The sequence below is a fragment of the Nocardia sp. NBC_01009 genome (assembly GCF_045208035.1).
Lineage (GTDB): Bacteria > Actinomycetota > Actinomycetes > Mycobacteriales > Mycobacteriaceae > Nocardia.
In genome coordinates this window covers 914,696-931,000 of record NZ_CP108695.1, presented here as the reverse complement: position 1 = coordinate 931,000, position 16,305 = coordinate 914,696, and the positions used below count along the sequence as shown (strand labels likewise).

Below are 16,305 nucleotides of genomic sequence, written 5' to 3'. Positions count from 1 at the left end.
ATCGCCTACGGTGGCACGATGGCCGACAGCAGCGAGCGGACGCCCACCCTTCCCACTGTCTTGCGCTGTTGCGCCGCGGTAGCTGCGACGCCGGGGCGGTTGCTGCGCCCGCGGCGCCCCGATGCCGCGTTGCTTGCGAGCCTGAGCCCGCAACCGCTGCCGCCCGCGCAGGTCACCGTCGGACTCACGGTGCTGATGCAGGGCAGGATGTCGGCGCCGACGACCATCGTCGCCGAGGGCGTGCGGAGCATCGGTCAGCTGCCGATGACGATGTCGACCTACCTCATCGAGCACCCGAGCGCGCGCTTCCTGGTGGATCCGGCGCTGTGTTCCGGCGTGCACGATCGGGTGCTGCCCGAACTCCCGTTCCCGATCCCGCTGCTGGTTGCCCCGCACAAGCCCGTGCTCGGGCTCGCCGATGCCCTTGCCGCCCGCGATATCGCCGTCACCACGATCGACTTCGTGATCCCGACCCACCTGCACTGGGACCATGTGTCAGGTCTGCTCGAGCTGCCCGATTCCGTGGCGATCCGCCTGCCCGCCGCCGAGCACGCCTGGGCGCTCGGTGGTGAGCACGCCCCGACCGGTGTTGCCCGCGGTCCGCTGCGCGCCCGCACCTTCGACACCTTCGAGCTCGACGGGCCACCGGTCGCGACCTTCCCGCGCAGCAAAGACCTGTTCGGCGACGGCTCGGTGCTGCTCGTCGATCTGGCCGGGCACACGCCGGGCAGCATCGGCGTACTGCTCGCGGTCGACGACGGCAGCCGAGTGCTGCTGGCCGGTGACGCGGTGTGGAACAAGCTGCAGGTAGAGCTGATTCGGGAGAAGGCGCCGATGCCCGGCCAACTGTTCGACGCCGACCGCGATGCCGCGTTCGCCACCATCCATCGGTTGCACGCGTTGCCCGACGGCATCGATATCGTCGCGGCCCACGACTACACCGCCGTCGCCGCGCTGGCCGCAAGATAGGTTGTGCACCACTTCCGCGACCGAATCGTTTGCTGATTTTCCGCGGGCCCCTTAGGTTGGCGTACATGCTTTACGGTCGCGCTGGAGATATACAGCAGATCGGAAGATTGCTGGACGGGGCGCGCCACTCCCGTAGCGGCGCGCTGGCGATCATCGCGGAGGCGGGCGAGGGCAAGTCCGCGTTGCTGCACCATGCCGAGGAACTGTCCGGGGCTGGTTGGCGGGTGCTGCGCTGCACCGGCATCGAGAGCGAATCCGAACTGCCCTTCGCCGGCCTGCACCTCTTGCTCAACCCGACGCTGGATCGGATCGATGCGGTGCCGGGTCCGCAGCGGGACGCTCTGCGCGGCGCGCTCGGTTTGTGTCCGGCCGAGCAGGCCGACCGGTTCCTTGTCGGAGTTGCCACCTTGTCGCTGCTGGCCGAGTTGTCCGCCGTTGGGCCGGTGCTGTGTTTGATCGACGATGCGCAATGGCTGGATCGACCCTCCGCCGACGCACTGCTGTTCGCGGCTCGACGGCTCGGTGCCGAAGGCATTGTGATGCTGTTCGCGGGCCGCACCGAATTCACCGCGCCCGGTTTGCCGGAATTGCGGCCTGCGCCGCTGGATGGCGAAGCCGCTGCCGCCCTGCTCGCGGACTTCTGGCCGGACCTGGAGCCTGCGGTGCGTCGGCGGGTGCTCGCCGAGGCATCGGGCAATCCCTTGGCGCTGCTCGAACTGCCGCGGATGGATCTCGATTCGCCGCAGCTGGGACCTTTGCCGCTGCCATCGCGTCTGCAGAGCGGTTATGCGCAGTTCATCGCCGACCAGTCCGAGTCCGCCCGCATGGCCATGCTGGTGGTCGCCGCCGAGGAGACCGGTGACCTCGGTCTGGTGTTGCGGGTACTCACCGAAATGGGGCTCACCGCAGACGCGCTCGCGGAGGCCGAACGTTCCGGCATGGTGTGCATCACCGGACCGTCCGTGTCGTTTCGGCACCCGCTCAAGCGCGCGGCCGCCTACCACAGCGCGTCTTTCACCCAGCGTCTCGCGGTGCATGCGGCCATTGCCGCAGCGCTGGCCGACGATCCCGACCGCAGTGCTTGGCACCGTGCCGCGGCCGCGACGGGCCCGGACGAGACCGTCGCCGCGGCGTTGGAAGTCGCCGCCGATCGGGCCCGCGACCGAACCGGTCACGCCTCGGCCGCCGCGGCACTCGAGCGCGCCGCATCGCTCACGCCGGACCCGGCCGTGCGGGCGCGGCGGCTGATGTCCGCGGTCGAAATCGCCGCAGAGGCCGGCCGGACCGACCGTGCTCTTCGTCTTGCCGAGCAGGCCGAGCGATTGGACCTCGACCCGAGCCAACGCGGCCGGATCGGCGGGGTGCGCGGGTTGATCGAGTTCGAGCACGGCTCACTGCGCAAGGCGCACAACCTGTTCATGGAGGCTGCCGAGCACCTCGCCGAGGTCGATCCCGAGCGTGCCGCGTGGACCTTGATCGAAGCGGGGCGCGCGTCGTGGACCGCCGGTGACCTCACCGGGGTCATCCGGGCGCGTGACCGGATGGCGGCGTTGCCACTCGGTGAGCAAGGAGCGCTGCTGGTTTCGTCGGTGAACGGGCCACTCATGCTGCATTCCGGTGAGCGCGCGGCCGGGGTCGCGCAGATCCGCGCCAGTGTGGCCTTCAGCCGCGCCATTCCACTCGACATGATCTCCATTCGGCTCGCCTATGCGCTGCAGGCAGCGCTGATCGGCGATATGCCCGACGCGCGGGACATGTTGGCGGAGTTGGCCGAGTTGCTGCGGGATCGCGGCATGATCGGCTGGTTGCCCGCCGTCGGCTGCACGCTGGCGACGACGGAGATGATCCTCGGTCGCTTCCGCGAAGCCGAGCTCACCTCGACGCAGTACGGGCGGATCGCCGCCGATATCGGCCAGCCCAACCGGGTCTCCCATGCCGAGGGAAATCTGGCGATCATCGCGGCTGTCCGCGGTGACGAGCAGCGCTGCCGCGAACTCGCCGAACGCAATTTGCGCGAGGCGCCCGGCGACTACAACGCCATTGATGTCGCGCACTTCCAATGGGCGCTCGCATTGCTCGACCTCGGTCTCGGGCGCAACGAGCTCGCGCTCGATCGGCTGGAGGCGCAGTACCATTCGCCGAATCGGGCGCGGGGCCAGTGGATCGATCTGCTATCGGACCTAGTGGAAGCCGCCGCCCGGCTGCGGAGTCCGCAGCGGGCCCTCGAGGCCTTGACCGATATCGAAGAGTGGTCCAGCGCTATCGAATCGCCGTGGGCCGAGGCGTTGACGTTGCGCTGCCAGGCGCAACTCAACGGCGATGGCGAGCTGTTCGCGCAGGCATTGAAACTGCATGCCGCGGTGGAGCGTTGGTATGACTACGCGCGCACCGGCCTGCTCTACGGCGAATGGCTGCGCCGTGAACGGCGCGCGGGCGAGGCCCGTACCCACCTGCGCAAGGCGTTGGAGATCTTCGACCGTCTCGGCGCGGCGCCGTGGGCCGAACGTGCCCGCACCGAACTGCGTGCGGCGGGCGAGGGCGTGGTGCCGGAGCCGGAAACCGATCTGGCCGCGGTCCTCACCCCGCAGGAATTCCAGGTGGTCCGGCTGGCGGCCGCCGGTTCGACGAACAAAGAGATCGCCGCCCAACTGTTTCTGAGTCCGAAAACCGTTGGGCACCACCTGTATCGCGCTTTCCCCAAGCTCGGCGTGGCCAGCCGCGTCGAGCTCGTCCGCCTCAACCTCGACTGACCCGGACCACGTCGACCTGTCGAGCCCCGAGCGAAGGCGAGGCCGCTGCTGGTGCGCTTGGCCCGAGCGAAGGCGAGGCCGCCGCTTACTGGACGACCAGCCGCTCCGCGGTGACCTGCAACGTCGACATAGGAACCCCCCCTTCTTCGTCCGCCGAGCCTACGTTCCGGAAAGCCGGGCGGTCGAAGGGTTTTTCGCGTCGGGTCAGCCGACGACGACGGTTTCCGCCAGCCGAGCGGTGATGAGATGTTCGGCTTCGGTGACCATGCGTGAGATGAGTTCCGCGCAGGTCGGGATGTCGTGGATCAGGCCCTGGCATAGGCCCGCCGACCAGATGCCGGCGTCGAGGTCGCCCTCTTCGAAGACGCGGCGGCCGCGCGCGCCGGAGACCAGGTCGCGGACATCGTCGAAAGTGCCACCGGCCTTTTCGATTTCGACGACCTTGCGGCTGATCTCGTTGTCGGCGACCCTGGCGGTGTTGTGCATGGTGCGGAAGATGAGCTGGGTGTCGCGCTCGGAGTTGGCGACGATCTGCTCCTTCACCTTCTGTGCGATAGAGGATTCCTGGGTGCACAGGAATCGGGTGCCCATGTTCACGCCGTCTGCGCCGAGTGCCAGTGCCGCGACCAGGCCGCGGGCGTCGGCGATGCCGCCGGAGGCGATCATCGGAATGCGCAGTTCGCGGGCCGCGGCGGGGATCAGGACCAGGCCGGGGATGTCGTCTTCGCCGGGGTGGCCTGCGCACTCGAAGCCGTCGATGCTGACGCCGTCGACGCCGATACGTTCGGCCTTGAGTGCGTGCCGCACGCTGGTGCACTTGTGCAGCACCTTGATGCCCGCGTCCTTGTAGTACGGCAGGAACGGCTCGGGGTTGCTGCCCGCGGTTTCGACGATCTTGATGCCGCTGTCGATGATGGCCTGCACGTATTCCGCATAGGGCGGTGGGTTGATCGACGGCAGGATCGTGACGTTCACACCGAACGGCTTATCGGTGAGCTCCCTGGTGCGCGCGATCTCGCGGCGTAGGTCCTCCGGAGTCGGCTGAGTGAGCGCGGTGATGAAGCCGAGTCCGCCCGCGTTGGCGACGGCCGCGACGAGTTCGGCCCTGCCGACCCACATCATGCCGCCTTGCACGATCGGGTGCTCGACGCCGAAGGTCTCGGTGAACCTGGTACGCAGCATTGCGTTTCTCCTATGCCTTGCGCGGGCCCGGTGCTCGCCCGGAACGGGTGGACGCCGTCGTCCGGGGTGGACAGCTGCATACCATCCGCCTCGGCACTGATGGTGACACGAGAATCGCCTCGTGTTCAACTCCTAAGTGAGCCGACATTCGCATACTCGCCTCCGGTTCGTGCGACCGGCGTCCTAGCTGTCGCGCCGGTGTTCTCGATATATGTGCAGCTAAGAGATATTTATGTGCACCGAGGCCCGCGCTGAGGCGATTAACGATGATTCATATCTTGGTCTCTTGTTAGACCGGTAAGTTAGTTGATATTCTGATCTCAGTTCAGCCCGTCAGCGCTACCGGACTCCCCGGCGGACACGCGACGGTCCGAGAGGAGTTCGTGGCATGACCACTGGTGTGAAGCCGCTCGACGAGCCGATCAGGTCGCGGCGCAACCACTGGAACAACCAGATCGCGGCACACGCGCAGATGCGCCCGGACGCGGTCGCGATTCGGTTCCGTGGGGTGGACACCACGTGGCAGCAGCTCAACGAGCGTTCGCTGAAATTCGCCGACGCCCTCGCCCGGCGTGGCGTCGGGTTCGGCGATCGGGTGCTCATCCTCGCGCTGAATTACCCCGAGTACGTCGAAGCGGTCTTCGGTATCACCGCCATCGGCGCCATCGCGGTGCCGGTGAACTTCCGCCTCACCCCGCCCGAGGTCGCCTACATCGTCGGCGACAGCGGCGCCAAGGTGATCGTCACCGACACCATGCTGCAGCCGCTGGCCGCCGCCGTGCAGGGGCAAGCGCCCGCGCTGGAGAGCTGCATCGTGATCGGCGGCAAGACCGCCGACGGCGTATTCGGCTACGACGACGTGCTCGTCGAGGGCGGTGCGCCGCACACTCCGCTCGATATCCCGGAGGACACTCCGGCGCTGATCATGTACACCTCGGGCACCACGGGCAGCCCCAAGGGCGCGGTGCTCTCGCACGCGAATATGAATGCCCAGTCGCTGACCTGTATTCGAGCCATGGACCTCGATCCCGATTCCGTCAGCTTCTGTACTTCGCCGCTGTTCCACATCGCCGGAATCGGTAGTCTCGCACCGTATTTCCTGCTCGGCGGCAAGACGGTCCTGCACCCGCTCGGCGCCTTCGACGCGACCGACTTCCTCGACGCGGTCGAGCGCGAGCAGGCCACCACCGCGTTCTGCGTGCCCGCGCAGTGGCAGATGATCTGTGCGGAGCCGACGGTCAAAGACCGCAAACTCGCGCTGACGATGCTCAGCTGGGGCGCGGCCCCCGCCTCCGACACGGTGTTGCGGGCGATGGCCGACTGCTTCCCGAACGCCGGCAATGTCGCGGTGTTCGGCCAGACCGAGATGTCGCCCATTACCTGTGTGCTCGAGGGCAAAGACGCGATTCGCAAGCTCGGCTCGGTCGGCAAGCCCATCCCTACCATCCAGGCTCGCATCGTCGATGACGAGATGAACGATGTCGCCCCCGGTGAGGTCGGTGAAATCGTTTACCGCGGACCGACTCTCATGTCCGGCTACTGGAACAAGCCGGAGGCGACGGCGGATGCCTTCGCGGGCGGCTGGTTCCACTCCGGTGACCTCGTTCGCGCCGACGAGGAGGGTTTCCTCTACGTCGTGGACCGCAAGAAGGACATGATCATCTCCGGCGGTGAGAACATCTACTGCGCGGAGGTGGAGAACGTGCTGTTCGCGCACCCCAAGATCCGCGAGGCGGCGGTGGTCGGGCGGGCACACGAGAAGTGGGGCGAGGTCCCGGTCGCCATCGTCGCCCTTGTCGATGCCGGTACCGAGCTCACGCTGGCGGAGTTGGCGCCCTTCCTCAACGAGAATCTGGCGCGCTACAAGCATCCGAAGGATCTGGTCGTCGTGGCCGAGCTGCCCCGCAATGCCAGCGGCAAGGTGGTGAAAGTTCAACTGCGCAAGGACTATTCGTCCTGAGACCCGACTGAATTGGGGCCTCTACGCGGTGGACATCGGCGGCGCGGATGCGTAAGGATCGGCTATGGCTATCCCACGGATCCGCGCGGCCGTTCTCGCGCTGCACTGGCAAGTCAATGTGATTCGGCCCGAGGGGTTTTTCGGACCGATGCTGTCGGGTCCGGTCGCTGCCAGTGGCGTCGTGCCGCGTGCGCGGAGCTTCCATGAGGCGGCCGCCGAGCGCGGCCTGCCGGTGATCTTCACCCGGTTCACCATTCCGATCGGGGAGGGCGAGCTGGTGCGCAATACCGGGTTCATGCGCTCGGTCAGCGCGGCGCAGACCGACTTTCGCCCGGATTCGCCTGGTACCCAGCTCATTCCGGAGATGATCGAACAGCCGACCATCGTCTTCGACAACCAGAAGCTCTCCGGCCTCGCGGGCAACAAGCTGGCCGACTGGCTCGCCGATCAAGGGATCGACACCCTGTTCATCACCGGCGTCGCCACCAACCTCACGGTCGAGCAAACCGCCCGCCACGGCACCGATCTGGGCTTCACCGTCCATCCGATCGCGGACTGTGTCGCCGCGCCGACCGCCGAAGCAGACGCGGCCTCGCTGGCGAATCTCGAACTGACCACGGCAGGGTGCCGCACCGCGGACCAGGCACTGGCACTGATAGATCCGCGCTGATTCGTTCCAGGTCCCCTCCGCGACGACGCCCTCGATCTGTTCGAAGGACGGCTTGGTCATCGGGCTGTGCGCGAACCGACGCGGATCGGGCCTGCCGCTGCCGTCGCTACATGGCGAGTGCGGGTGGCGCGGTGGCGGGCCGGGACGGTGGCCGGTAGGTGCGCCAGGCCTCGGCCAGGCGATCGACGGCAGCGCTGAGGCTTTCCGGTGGGTGCAGGAAGTGGATTCGCACCGAGCTCTCGGAGCCGCCGGACACGTCGAGTCCGCTGCCGGCCAGGATCGAAACACGGTGGCGCAGTGCGGCTTGCGCGAAAGAGGCGCCGTCGCCGTAGGGCAGGCGGATCCAGAGGGTCTGGCCGCCCTCGACCGGAGGCACTGCCCAGTCCGGGAGGCGGCGGGCCAGCTCGGCGCGTAGATGGTCGTGGCGCATCTTGCGCTCGGGCGCCTGCCTGCGCAGCAGGTCATCGAGGCGCGGCAGCAGCTCGGCGGCGGCGAGCTGGGCGGGCAGATTGCCGCCGAGGTCGTGCACCGCACGGATCCTGGCCAGTTTGGAGACGACGGGTGCGGCCGCGCGTATCCATCCGACACGCAGTCCGCCCCACACGCTTTTGCTCAACGAGCCGATCGTGATCACGGTGTCCGCGAAGGCGGCGAGCGGTGGGGGTGTCTGGTGACCGGGGAAGCCGAGTTCGGCGAGGACTTCGTCATCGATCAGCGGAATACCTTCGGCGGCAGCGGTTTCTGCGAGTCGTCGACGCGCGAGCGCGGACAGCACCGAGCCGGTCGGGTTCTGAAAAGTGGGGATCACGTAGGCGATTGCCGGACGGTGCTCGCGCACTGCCGCCGCGAAACCGTCCAGCCCGGGCGGCAACCCGGACAGGACTGCCGCCTGCTCTCGGAAGGCCTCCAATGCGCCGGGATAGGTGGGCGCTTCCACGAGCGCTCGATCGCCCGGCCGGAGATATGCCCGCGCGAGCAGCGACAGCGCTTGTTGGCCACCGGTGGTGACGAGGATGTGTGCCGGCTCGGTCGGCACGCCGCGTCCGCGGTAGTACTCGGCGACTGCGCGGCGCAGCACGGGATGACCGGCGGGGTAGTAGCCGATGTCTTCGGTAGTTGCGGCCAGTGCGGGCAGTATTGCCGCGTAGGACTCGGTCAGTTCGGCGGGGGGCCGGTCGGGTGCCGCGCAGGCAAGCGAGATGACATCCGATCGCGGTTCGAGCAAGTCGAGGAACATCGGCTCGCTCGTGGTTCCCGGCGGGTCTACCTGTGGTGTTCCGGCTACCCGGGTGCCGCTGCCCTGCCGTCGCACGATCCGCCCTTCGTCGTGCAACAAGTCGTAAGCCGCGACCACGGTGCTACGCCCGACCGCCAGTGCGGCGGCGAGGGCCCGGTCCGGCGGCAGTGGCGCGCCAGGGGACAGCTCGCCGTCATCGATCAGCCGGCGCAGTCCCGCGGCGAGCAGCGTGTACAACGGGCCGCGGCCCGCCGACCAGCGGCCGAGCCGTTCCGTCACATTGATTGGATCCATAGGCAAACCAATTATGCCGGATTGGCGCTGGATCGGGTGGCCCGACGGCTCGACGATGGTTCCCATGACAGCAGCAAGCACCACCGGACCCGTTTCGATCACCGCGGCCATCGCGGGCCTGCCCGGGCCGTTCCAACAGCGGGAGTTGGCCATCGTCAACGACACCGTGGTCCGGGTCGCTCAGTTGGCGGGCGAGTTCCCGTGGCACCACCACGACGAGGACGAACTCTTCCTGTGCTGGGACGGGTCTTTCCGCATCGAATTGGCGGGACGGGAGCCCGTCACGCTGCACGCCGGTGAAATGTTCGTCGTGCCCAAGGGCATCAGCCACCGCCCGGTGGCCGATGGGATCGCGCACACGCTATTGATCGAGCGCCCCGAGACTGCGCAGTACGGCAACTGACTCCACATCGGTGACCTTCGAGTCGTCGGCCGGCGGCACCACCCGCACTCGGCCGACGAGGCCGGGGCCGATCAGTTGCTCGAAGCGCTGATAGGCCTCGGTCGCCGAAAGTGGTGATTCGGTATCGGCAATCGCGCCGAGCAGGCCGACCACGCCCCAGGACATGAATGTCACGGTGGTGGTGAGCTCTCTGTCGTCCATATCCAGCCGTTTGGACAGCTGCTCGGTGAGAATGGCCGCGACCATGCGCCGGGTCGTATGCAGCAGCACCGCGCTGCTTTTACGCCCGAGCATCGCTTCGTACACCTCGGGATTCTCGGCAGCAAGACGGAAAAGCGTGAAGACCGGCGCCAGCGGCGCGGTGTCGCGTCCGGTGCGACAGGCCGCCACCGCCGCACGCAGGTATTCGGTGCTGCTCACCAGCAGCAGATCGTCCTTGTCGCGGAAGTGGGCATAGAACGTGGACCGCCCGACGTCGGCGCGCTGCAAGATGTCCCGCACGGAGATCCGGTCGTAGCCTTGTTCCAGCATCAGCTCGATCAGGGCGCGATGTAGCTGGCTCTTGGTGCGCTTGACCCGGCGATCCTTGCTGTCGCTCATAGCTTCGTTCCGTGCATGGGGCCTCCCGATGGCGTGGCCTTCCGAACAGAAGGCAGGAATCCGTCCCGAACGGAACCGATTCCGCCGATTTGCTTCTGGTCGATCTGGCAGTTCCTTCAGATCATGAACACATGACCCGAAACGAACAACAGTTTGCCATTACCCATTCCCACGATGACAACGAAGTCGGCGTCCTGCTCACCAAGCCGCGTAGCTATCGTGCCTTCAAGACCGCATTCATGCTCGGCAGGAGCAGGGCGCTCAATGCCCGCCTTGTCGCGCTGACCGGTGCTGTTCCCGGTGAGCATGCACTCGATATCGGTAGCGGGCCAGGCGATCTCGCTCGCGCCCTTGCGGCTCGGGTCGGCAACAGTGGCCGAGTGATCGGTGTCGACCCGTCGCCGCAGATGATCGCTTACGCGATCGGACGCAACCGCGGAGATTCGAACTGTCGATTCGAACTCGGCCCCGCTCAGTCGCTAGGGCTGGCCGACGCTTCGGTCGACGTGGTGACCTGCACTTTCGTGATGCACCACATCCCGGAGGCGCAACGCGACGCCGCGATCGCGCACATGTTCCGCGTCCTGCGGCCCGGCGGCCGACTGCTGCTTGCCGATACGGACACCAACGGCCGCATGTTGCGCGCGGTAGTCAAGGGCATGTCCCGGTATGCCGGGCACCGCACCCACGACGACGCCGCGGTGGGGCACCAGGCAGATCCATTGGCGGCCATTGATATTCGGCGCTACCGGGATACTCTGCTGGCGGCCGGATTCCGGACCGTGGATTTCGCCGAGGTCAAACCGGCGACCGGAGCGCTGCTCGCCGTCAAAGACGTGTGAGTCGTCGCTGGAAACTATTTCCAGCACACACAGGAGGCTATTCGAGATCACGCGGGGCTGGGGTGCCGACACCCAATTCCGCGTCGATCTCGGTATCGAGATCGGCTTGTTCATGAAGCGTGCGGAACGATACGAGGAAGATGATCCAGCCGAGAACCGCCGCCAGAATCAAGCTGATCATCCGGTAGATAATTGCTGCGGGTACCGCTTGGGACAGTGGCATACCTGCGGCTGTCAGGGCCCAAATCAAGGTTGCCTCAACGTATCCGATGCCTGCCGGTATGAACGGCACGGTGCCGACGGCTTTGCCCGCCGCAAAAGCGACCATCAGTCCGGCCCAGTTCGGATTTGCGCCGACGGCATAACAGCAGAAGGCCAGACAAACGACATCACCGGTGCGATGGAGTATGGCCCAGACCAGCGTCAGCAGCCCGTCTCGTCGATTCAGGTCTACCGATTCCAGCTGGCCGAGAATCTCACGGACTCTCGCCATACTCCTGTCCTCGGGTTTTTTGCGTATTCTGTTGATTTTCCCAACAATTCGCCTGAGCGTGTTTTCGAGTGCATCAGTATGGGTGGCGGCATAATGCCCGGCCCAGATCAGAGCGACCACACTCGCAAGCGAAAATGTCAAAGTGACGAGACTGATGGAACCGAAACCCAGTAGGGCGCCGCCGAGCCCGAGTAGGCCCAAGCCTGCCGCAGCGACTACGCCCGAAATTGCCAGCTGCCACGACGCTACCAATGGACTTGCGCCCCAGCGTCGAGTGTTCCGGTAGATGAAAGCCATCGAGAAGATCGGACCGGCGGGAAGTGTTGCCGATATAGAATTCGCCGTGTAGGTGACGGCCAAAGATTTGCGCTGGCTGACCTCGACTCCGGCAGAGTGGAGTAGTTGCTTCTGGACCCGGGCGAATCCGCTGAAAGACACCGCTTCTGCCCAGATCGCGGACGCTACCCAATACCATTTCACGCCGATGAGCTGCTGCCACGAGTCGTGCAGGCTGGGCCAAAGAATGACGCCCTCGGCGACCAAGATCGCTACAAGCGCGGTGCCGAGCAGCCACTTTATCCATCTCGAGTACCCCCGTCGCCGCGGGGACTCCGGTCTAGCGTCGGGTTCTGCGTCCACCACGGGCTCAGCCTAACCCGGATCCGCGGTACGTGGCCAAGAGGTGGCAGCGGGTCCGATTCTACTTCCGGTCGGCGCTGTGGAAAGCCGTCATCAGCGACCATTGGTCATCGGCCGCTGGTGACGACGCTGACTGCGCAGCACCTGCTCATACCCTTAGGTGTCCTGGATATAGAGACCGGTCTGCTGCCGGGCGAAATGCCGGCTCAGCAGCCTCCGATTATTTCGACACCCGAAATAGTGCCCGCCCCTTCTACTGCTCCGCCGACGTGTTCGGCGATACCCGCGGGGATCCGCCGTTCGATATCCGGGAACTGCCGGACGTGTACCAGCAATTTTTGGCCGCCACCGGCGCAGTTGTTCCACTTGGTGAAGTCATATCCACTAGTTGTCCTCGGATTGTCCGCACGGGAGGTCGACCGCTTGGAATCCGGAATTAATTGAAGGTTGTAATTTCCGATCGGCGAAGCGTTCGCGCCGGGTGCGAGTCCGATCATCGGACCTGCGGCAGCGGAGCGCCGGTCACGAGATTACGTAGCATTCTTATTCCCCCTCTTTGAGGTGAGATGTGAGACATGCTGTCGTGCAGTGCAATACGCTGATCGGGCTGGGCTAGCTTCGCCGGAAGCTGTCCACCGACTGCCATCTTTTGGCAGTGCAGGTCCATGCTTCAGATCATGTCTTTCGCGGCCAGCCAGCGCATGGTAGGCCAGCCGCAGAACACCGGAAGCCAGCAGGTCAGGACGCGGTAGAGCAGCACGGAGGGAACCGCGATGCTCGCGGGCAGGCCGAATGCCTGGAGGCCGACGATCAGCGCCGCCTCCACCGCGCCGACGCCACCGGGGGTCGGCGCGGCCGAGGCGAGCGTGCCGCCGATCATCGTCACGATGGTGACGGCCACGAAGCTGGCGCCGCCGCCGAAGGCCTCGACGCTGGCCCACAGCGCTCCCGCTTGACCGAGCGTGATCGCGGCGGAGCCGAGAATGATCACCGAGAACCGCTTCGGGTCGCGAGCCAGGGCAGCGAGTTCGTCGAGCACCTCGATTACTTGCGGGCGCGCCGAAGTATTGAGCCAGTGACGCAGTTTCGGCACGAACGCGAAGGTGCCCGCGATGCCGATAGCGACGCCGGCGATCAGATACAGCACCGTGGCACTCGGCACGAAATGGGAGAGGTTCGCCGAGGTTCCTGCCGCGATACTGAAGACGGTCAGCAGGCTGATGTGGGTGATCACCTGCACCGCCTGCTGCAACGCGACCGCGGCGGTGGCACGTACCGCGCCGAGTCCGCCCTTCTGCAGGAACCGCACGCTCAGCGCGAGGCCACCCACCCTGGCGGGCGTTGTCGTCGCGGCAAAGGTGTTGGCAATCTGCATGATCACCAGGTTGCGGAAGCTGACCAGCCGGGAGGCACACGCCCACAGGGCCCCCGCAGCGCCGAGGTAGGTCAGGGTCGAGGTGGCCAACCCGAGCAGTGCCCACCACCAATTGGCCGTAGTCAGCTGCGTGAAGAACGTGGGTACCGCACTGATGAACGGGTAGGCGACGTACACCAGCGCGATCAGCAGCGCGAGCTGGATGATCTGGTTGCGGCTGAACCGGGTGATCTGCTCGGCCTCGATCTTGTCGTGCCCGGTCTGCTTGCGCACCTCATCGCGCGCCGAGGACATGGCCTCCTTCCAGTCCGGTACCGACTTCTTGATCCCGGATGGCATGGCGGACTTGGTCAGTCGGCTGGCCGCGGTCACAACCTCGTGTTCGCCGAGGGTATCGATGGCGGCCCGCACCGCGGGTTCCCTGCCGAAGATCGCGGTCGTCGATACCAGCAGTTGCGCGACATCGGACTGCCGCTGTTTCTCCGAGGCGCCGAACTCGGCGTTGGCGAATCCACTGAACAGCGCGCTGTCGTTGTCGATGCGGATCTCGGCGGGCTGTAGGCTGCCGTGCGAGATCTGGCCGCGATGCAGCGCGAGGAGCGAATTCCACACCGACGCGAGGACATCGCCGGAGAGTTCGGCAATCGGGGTGCCGCGAGGAACGGTGTGCGAGTACAGCATCCAGCCGCGGTCGAGTGCGGTCACAGCCACCGGTGTGACGGAGGACAAATCGAGGTCCCCCGCCGCGATCGACATCAGTGCGCGATGCTCGACAGCCCGGTGCATGGATCCGTGTAATGCCGCGGATTCGCTGGTGCGGAAGGTGAGCCAGCGCCACAGCTGGCGCAACGCCCCGAAGCTGCGCTGGTTTTTGCCATACATCTCGACGATCAGTTCGCGCTCTGGGCCCTCGACTGCGGCGGCGAGCACCAGCGGACCCTGCCCGGCCGGGTGCACCACGGTGAATGCGGTGACCGTGTGCCCACGCTTGGCCAGCACCCGTGCCGCGGCCTCGAGCGGAACTTCCAACGCGGGGGTACCGACGACAAGCACGATCACCGCGCCGACCAGCCAGCCGACCGCAAGCCCGAACATCGCCCGTGCGGGCACGACGGTGCTGACCACAAGATGGATCGGCGCGAAGGCCAACAGCAGGAACCACAACCAGCGCCGCGGCCGGGTCGGCAGCCAGGGACTGGATACGGTGAGTACCGCTGCCAGCATGGCGATCCAGCGCGGGTCGTCCAGGAACTGGGAGAGGAAGGTATCGAGCCGGTCGGACACCTGTAGGTGCCATCTCGGCGCCGAAAGGCCCGTGCCGGTGATCGATAGCAGCAGTCCGGCGACGAGACCCGCTGCGGCATAGCCGGCCAACAGCTTCCACTGCCTGCCGATGATCAACTCGATGAGGATCGCGAATGGTAGTGCCAGGATGGCCATGCCATAGACCAGGTACACCAGATTCGACAGGTCGGGGTTGAGGAACCCGACGATGTTCGACGACACCCAACGTTCCAGGGCGAGCCATTCCGGTCGGGTGATCACCGAGGCGGCCACGACGACACCGACCCACAGTGTCGCGAGTACGACACGGACGATGTCACTGGTTCGCCGGATCAGCGGTTGCAGCAAGCTGCCCGTGACCGGGATATCCCGCCCGTCGACTCGCATGCTCCGCTCGTCCGCCTCTCCGCGTCTTTTGCCGGTCGTGGGGTGCGCTTAACCTACCGTTGCGGGCCGGCGGTTAACGACAGGCTGAGTTCTGGGCGTACCCGGTAAGTTACCCATGTACTTACGAGATCGGCTGGTGCGCTCGCCGCACGATACACACCCGTCCATTGCGGTTTTCGCGCTTGTCCGGGGCTGTCACCGCATCGTGTGGGCCAGCTCACTGGATTTCGGGTTGAATCTCACATTGGTGTGAAGATCGAGCATGAATGCATGGACAACGAACTCTTCGACTACAGCCCGATCGTCGACCGCGCGCCGATCCACTGGCCGGGCGATGCGCGCGTCGCTTTCTATGTCGGCCTGAATGTCGAGCACTACCAAGTCGATCGGCCTTCGACCAGTATCTTCGCCGGGACGGCCGGGCTGGCACCCGATCCGCTGAACTACGGATGGCGCGACTATGGGCCGCGTGTCGGGTTCTGGCGGGTGCTCGAGACCCTCGATCGCCACGGAATCCGCGCCAGTGCTCTACTCAATTCTGATGTCGCCGAACATAATCCGCAGATCATCGCGGCGGGGCTGGCCAGGGATTGGGCATGGCTCGCACACGGCAGGAATAATTCGATCTTCCAGGCCGACATGTCGGTCGACGAGGAGCGTGCATACCTGACCGAGGTTGTACAGACCATCGAAAAGGCAACGGGCCGTAGGCCACACGGCTGGATGGGGCCCGCGCTGACCCAAACCTTCCGCACTCCGGAGCTGCTCACCGAACTCGGGCTGAGCTACGCGCTGGACTGGACCAATGACGATCAGCCGTATCAGACCAAGGTGCCGGGCTTGGTGAACGTGCCGTATTCGGTAGAACTCAATGACATCAATCTGTTCGTCAGCAAGAGCACGACGGGGCCCGATTTCGTGCAAATCGTCACCGATCAGCTCGACCAGCTCTACGCCGACTCGGCAACCAGCGGTCGGGTGATGGCGTTGGCGTTGCATCCGTTCGTCATCGGCCAGGCGTTCCGCAGCAAGTACTTGGACCAGGCGCTCGACTACGTGGTGAACCATCCCGGGGTGTGGCTGACCACCAGCGATGAGATCGCCGCGCACTACTCGGGCGCGTCGGGTCTTGCCGAATCCGCCAGATCCGAAGACGATCAGGTCGGCTAGACGGCAGCCGGACGCTCGTCCGGGCGCCGCACCCGACGCTCGGAGGGCAG

General features: G+C 65.9%; 12 protein-coding genes. 7 read left to right on the top strand and 5 right to left on the bottom strand.

Annotated features, from left to right (window positions below; all coding sequences use genetic code 11):
* Positions 1–18: 18 nt before the first annotated feature.
* The gene (locus OHA42_RS04250; RefSeq protein WP_406234733.1) at positions 19–969 is read left to right on the top strand and encodes an MBL fold metallo-hydrolase; all 951 of its coding nucleotides are present in this window, start codon (positions 19–21) and stop codon (positions 967–969) included.
* A gap of 29 nt (positions 970–998) precedes the next feature.
* The gene (locus tag OHA42_RS04245; protein ID WP_406234732.1) at positions 999–3,719 is read left to right on the top strand and encodes a LuxR C-terminal-related transcriptional regulator; all 2,721 of its coding nucleotides are present in this window, start codon (positions 999–1,001) and stop codon (positions 3,717–3,719) included.
* A gap of 204 nt (positions 3,720–3,923) precedes the next feature.
* Here OHA42_RS04245 and OHA42_RS04240 read toward each other — a convergent pair whose 3' ends face one another.
* Positions 3,924–4,901, bottom strand: coding sequence for an NAD(P)H-dependent flavin oxidoreductase (locus OHA42_RS04240; RefSeq protein ID WP_406234730.1), 978 nt, complete (start codon positions 4,899–4,901; stop codon positions 3,924–3,926).
* Between the two features lie 388 nt (positions 4,902–5,289).
* On the opposite strand from OHA42_RS04240, the gene fadD5 reads away from it, so the two are divergent.
* Complete coding sequence (fadD5, locus tag OHA42_RS04235; protein WP_406234728.1) at positions 5,290–6,861, top strand: fatty-acid--CoA ligase FadD5; 1,572 nt, start codon at positions 5,290–5,292, stop codon at positions 6,859–6,861.
* A 64-nt stretch (positions 6,862–6,925) separates the two neighbouring features.
* Complete coding sequence (locus OHA42_RS04230; protein WP_406234727.1) at positions 6,926–7,531, top strand: cysteine hydrolase; 606 nt, start codon at positions 6,926–6,928, stop codon at positions 7,529–7,531.
* 106 nt (positions 7,532–7,637) lie between these two features.
* Here the strand turns inward: OHA42_RS04230 and OHA42_RS04225 are convergent, their stop codons facing one another.
* Positions 7,638–9,062: a PLP-dependent aminotransferase family protein gene (locus OHA42_RS04225; RefSeq protein WP_406234725.1), complete on the bottom strand. Its 1,425-nt coding sequence runs from the start codon at positions 9,060–9,062 to the stop codon at positions 7,638–7,640.
* Positions 9,063–9,126: 64 nt separating this feature from the next.
* Here OHA42_RS04225 and OHA42_RS04220 point away from each other — a divergent pair, with 64 nt between their 5' ends.
* Positions 9,127–9,465: a cupin domain-containing protein gene (locus tag OHA42_RS04220; protein WP_406234724.1), complete on the top strand. Its 339-nt coding sequence runs from the start codon at positions 9,127–9,129 to the stop codon at positions 9,463–9,465.
* On the opposite strand, the gene OHA42_RS04215 is transcribed toward OHA42_RS04220, so the two are convergent.
* A complete protein-coding gene (locus tag OHA42_RS04215) occupies positions 9,424–10,065 on the bottom strand; it encodes a TetR/AcrR family transcriptional regulator (protein ID WP_406234723.1) in 642 nt (213 codons plus the stop codon). The two genes, OHA42_RS04220 and OHA42_RS04215, sit on opposite strands and share 42 nt — an antisense overlap.
* A 131-nt stretch (positions 10,066–10,196) precedes the next feature.
* On the opposite strand from OHA42_RS04215, the gene OHA42_RS04210 reads away from it, so the two are divergent.
* Positions 10,197–10,907: a methyltransferase domain-containing protein gene (locus OHA42_RS04210; RefSeq protein ID WP_406234721.1), complete on the top strand. Its 711-nt coding sequence runs from the start codon at positions 10,197–10,199 to the stop codon at positions 10,905–10,907.
* Between the two features lie 37 nt (positions 10,908–10,944).
* On the opposite strand, the gene OHA42_RS04205 is transcribed toward OHA42_RS04210, so the two are convergent.
* Positions 10,945–12,042: a YbhN family protein gene (locus OHA42_RS04205; protein ID WP_406234719.1), complete on the bottom strand. Its 1,098-nt coding sequence runs from the start codon at positions 12,040–12,042 to the stop codon at positions 10,945–10,947.
* 667 nt (positions 12,043–12,709) lie between these two features.
* A complete protein-coding gene (locus OHA42_RS04200; RefSeq protein WP_406234717.1) occupies positions 12,710–15,085 on the bottom strand; it encodes a YbhN family protein in 2,376 nt (791 codons plus the stop codon).
* A gap of 270 nt (positions 15,086–15,355) precedes the next feature.
* Here OHA42_RS04200 and OHA42_RS04195 point away from each other — a divergent pair, with 270 nt between their 5' ends.
* A complete protein-coding gene (locus OHA42_RS04195; RefSeq protein ID WP_406234715.1) occupies positions 15,356–16,255 on the top strand; it encodes a polysaccharide deacetylase family protein in 900 nt (299 codons plus the stop codon).
* The last annotated feature ends 50 nt before the right edge of the window (positions 16,256–16,305 follow it).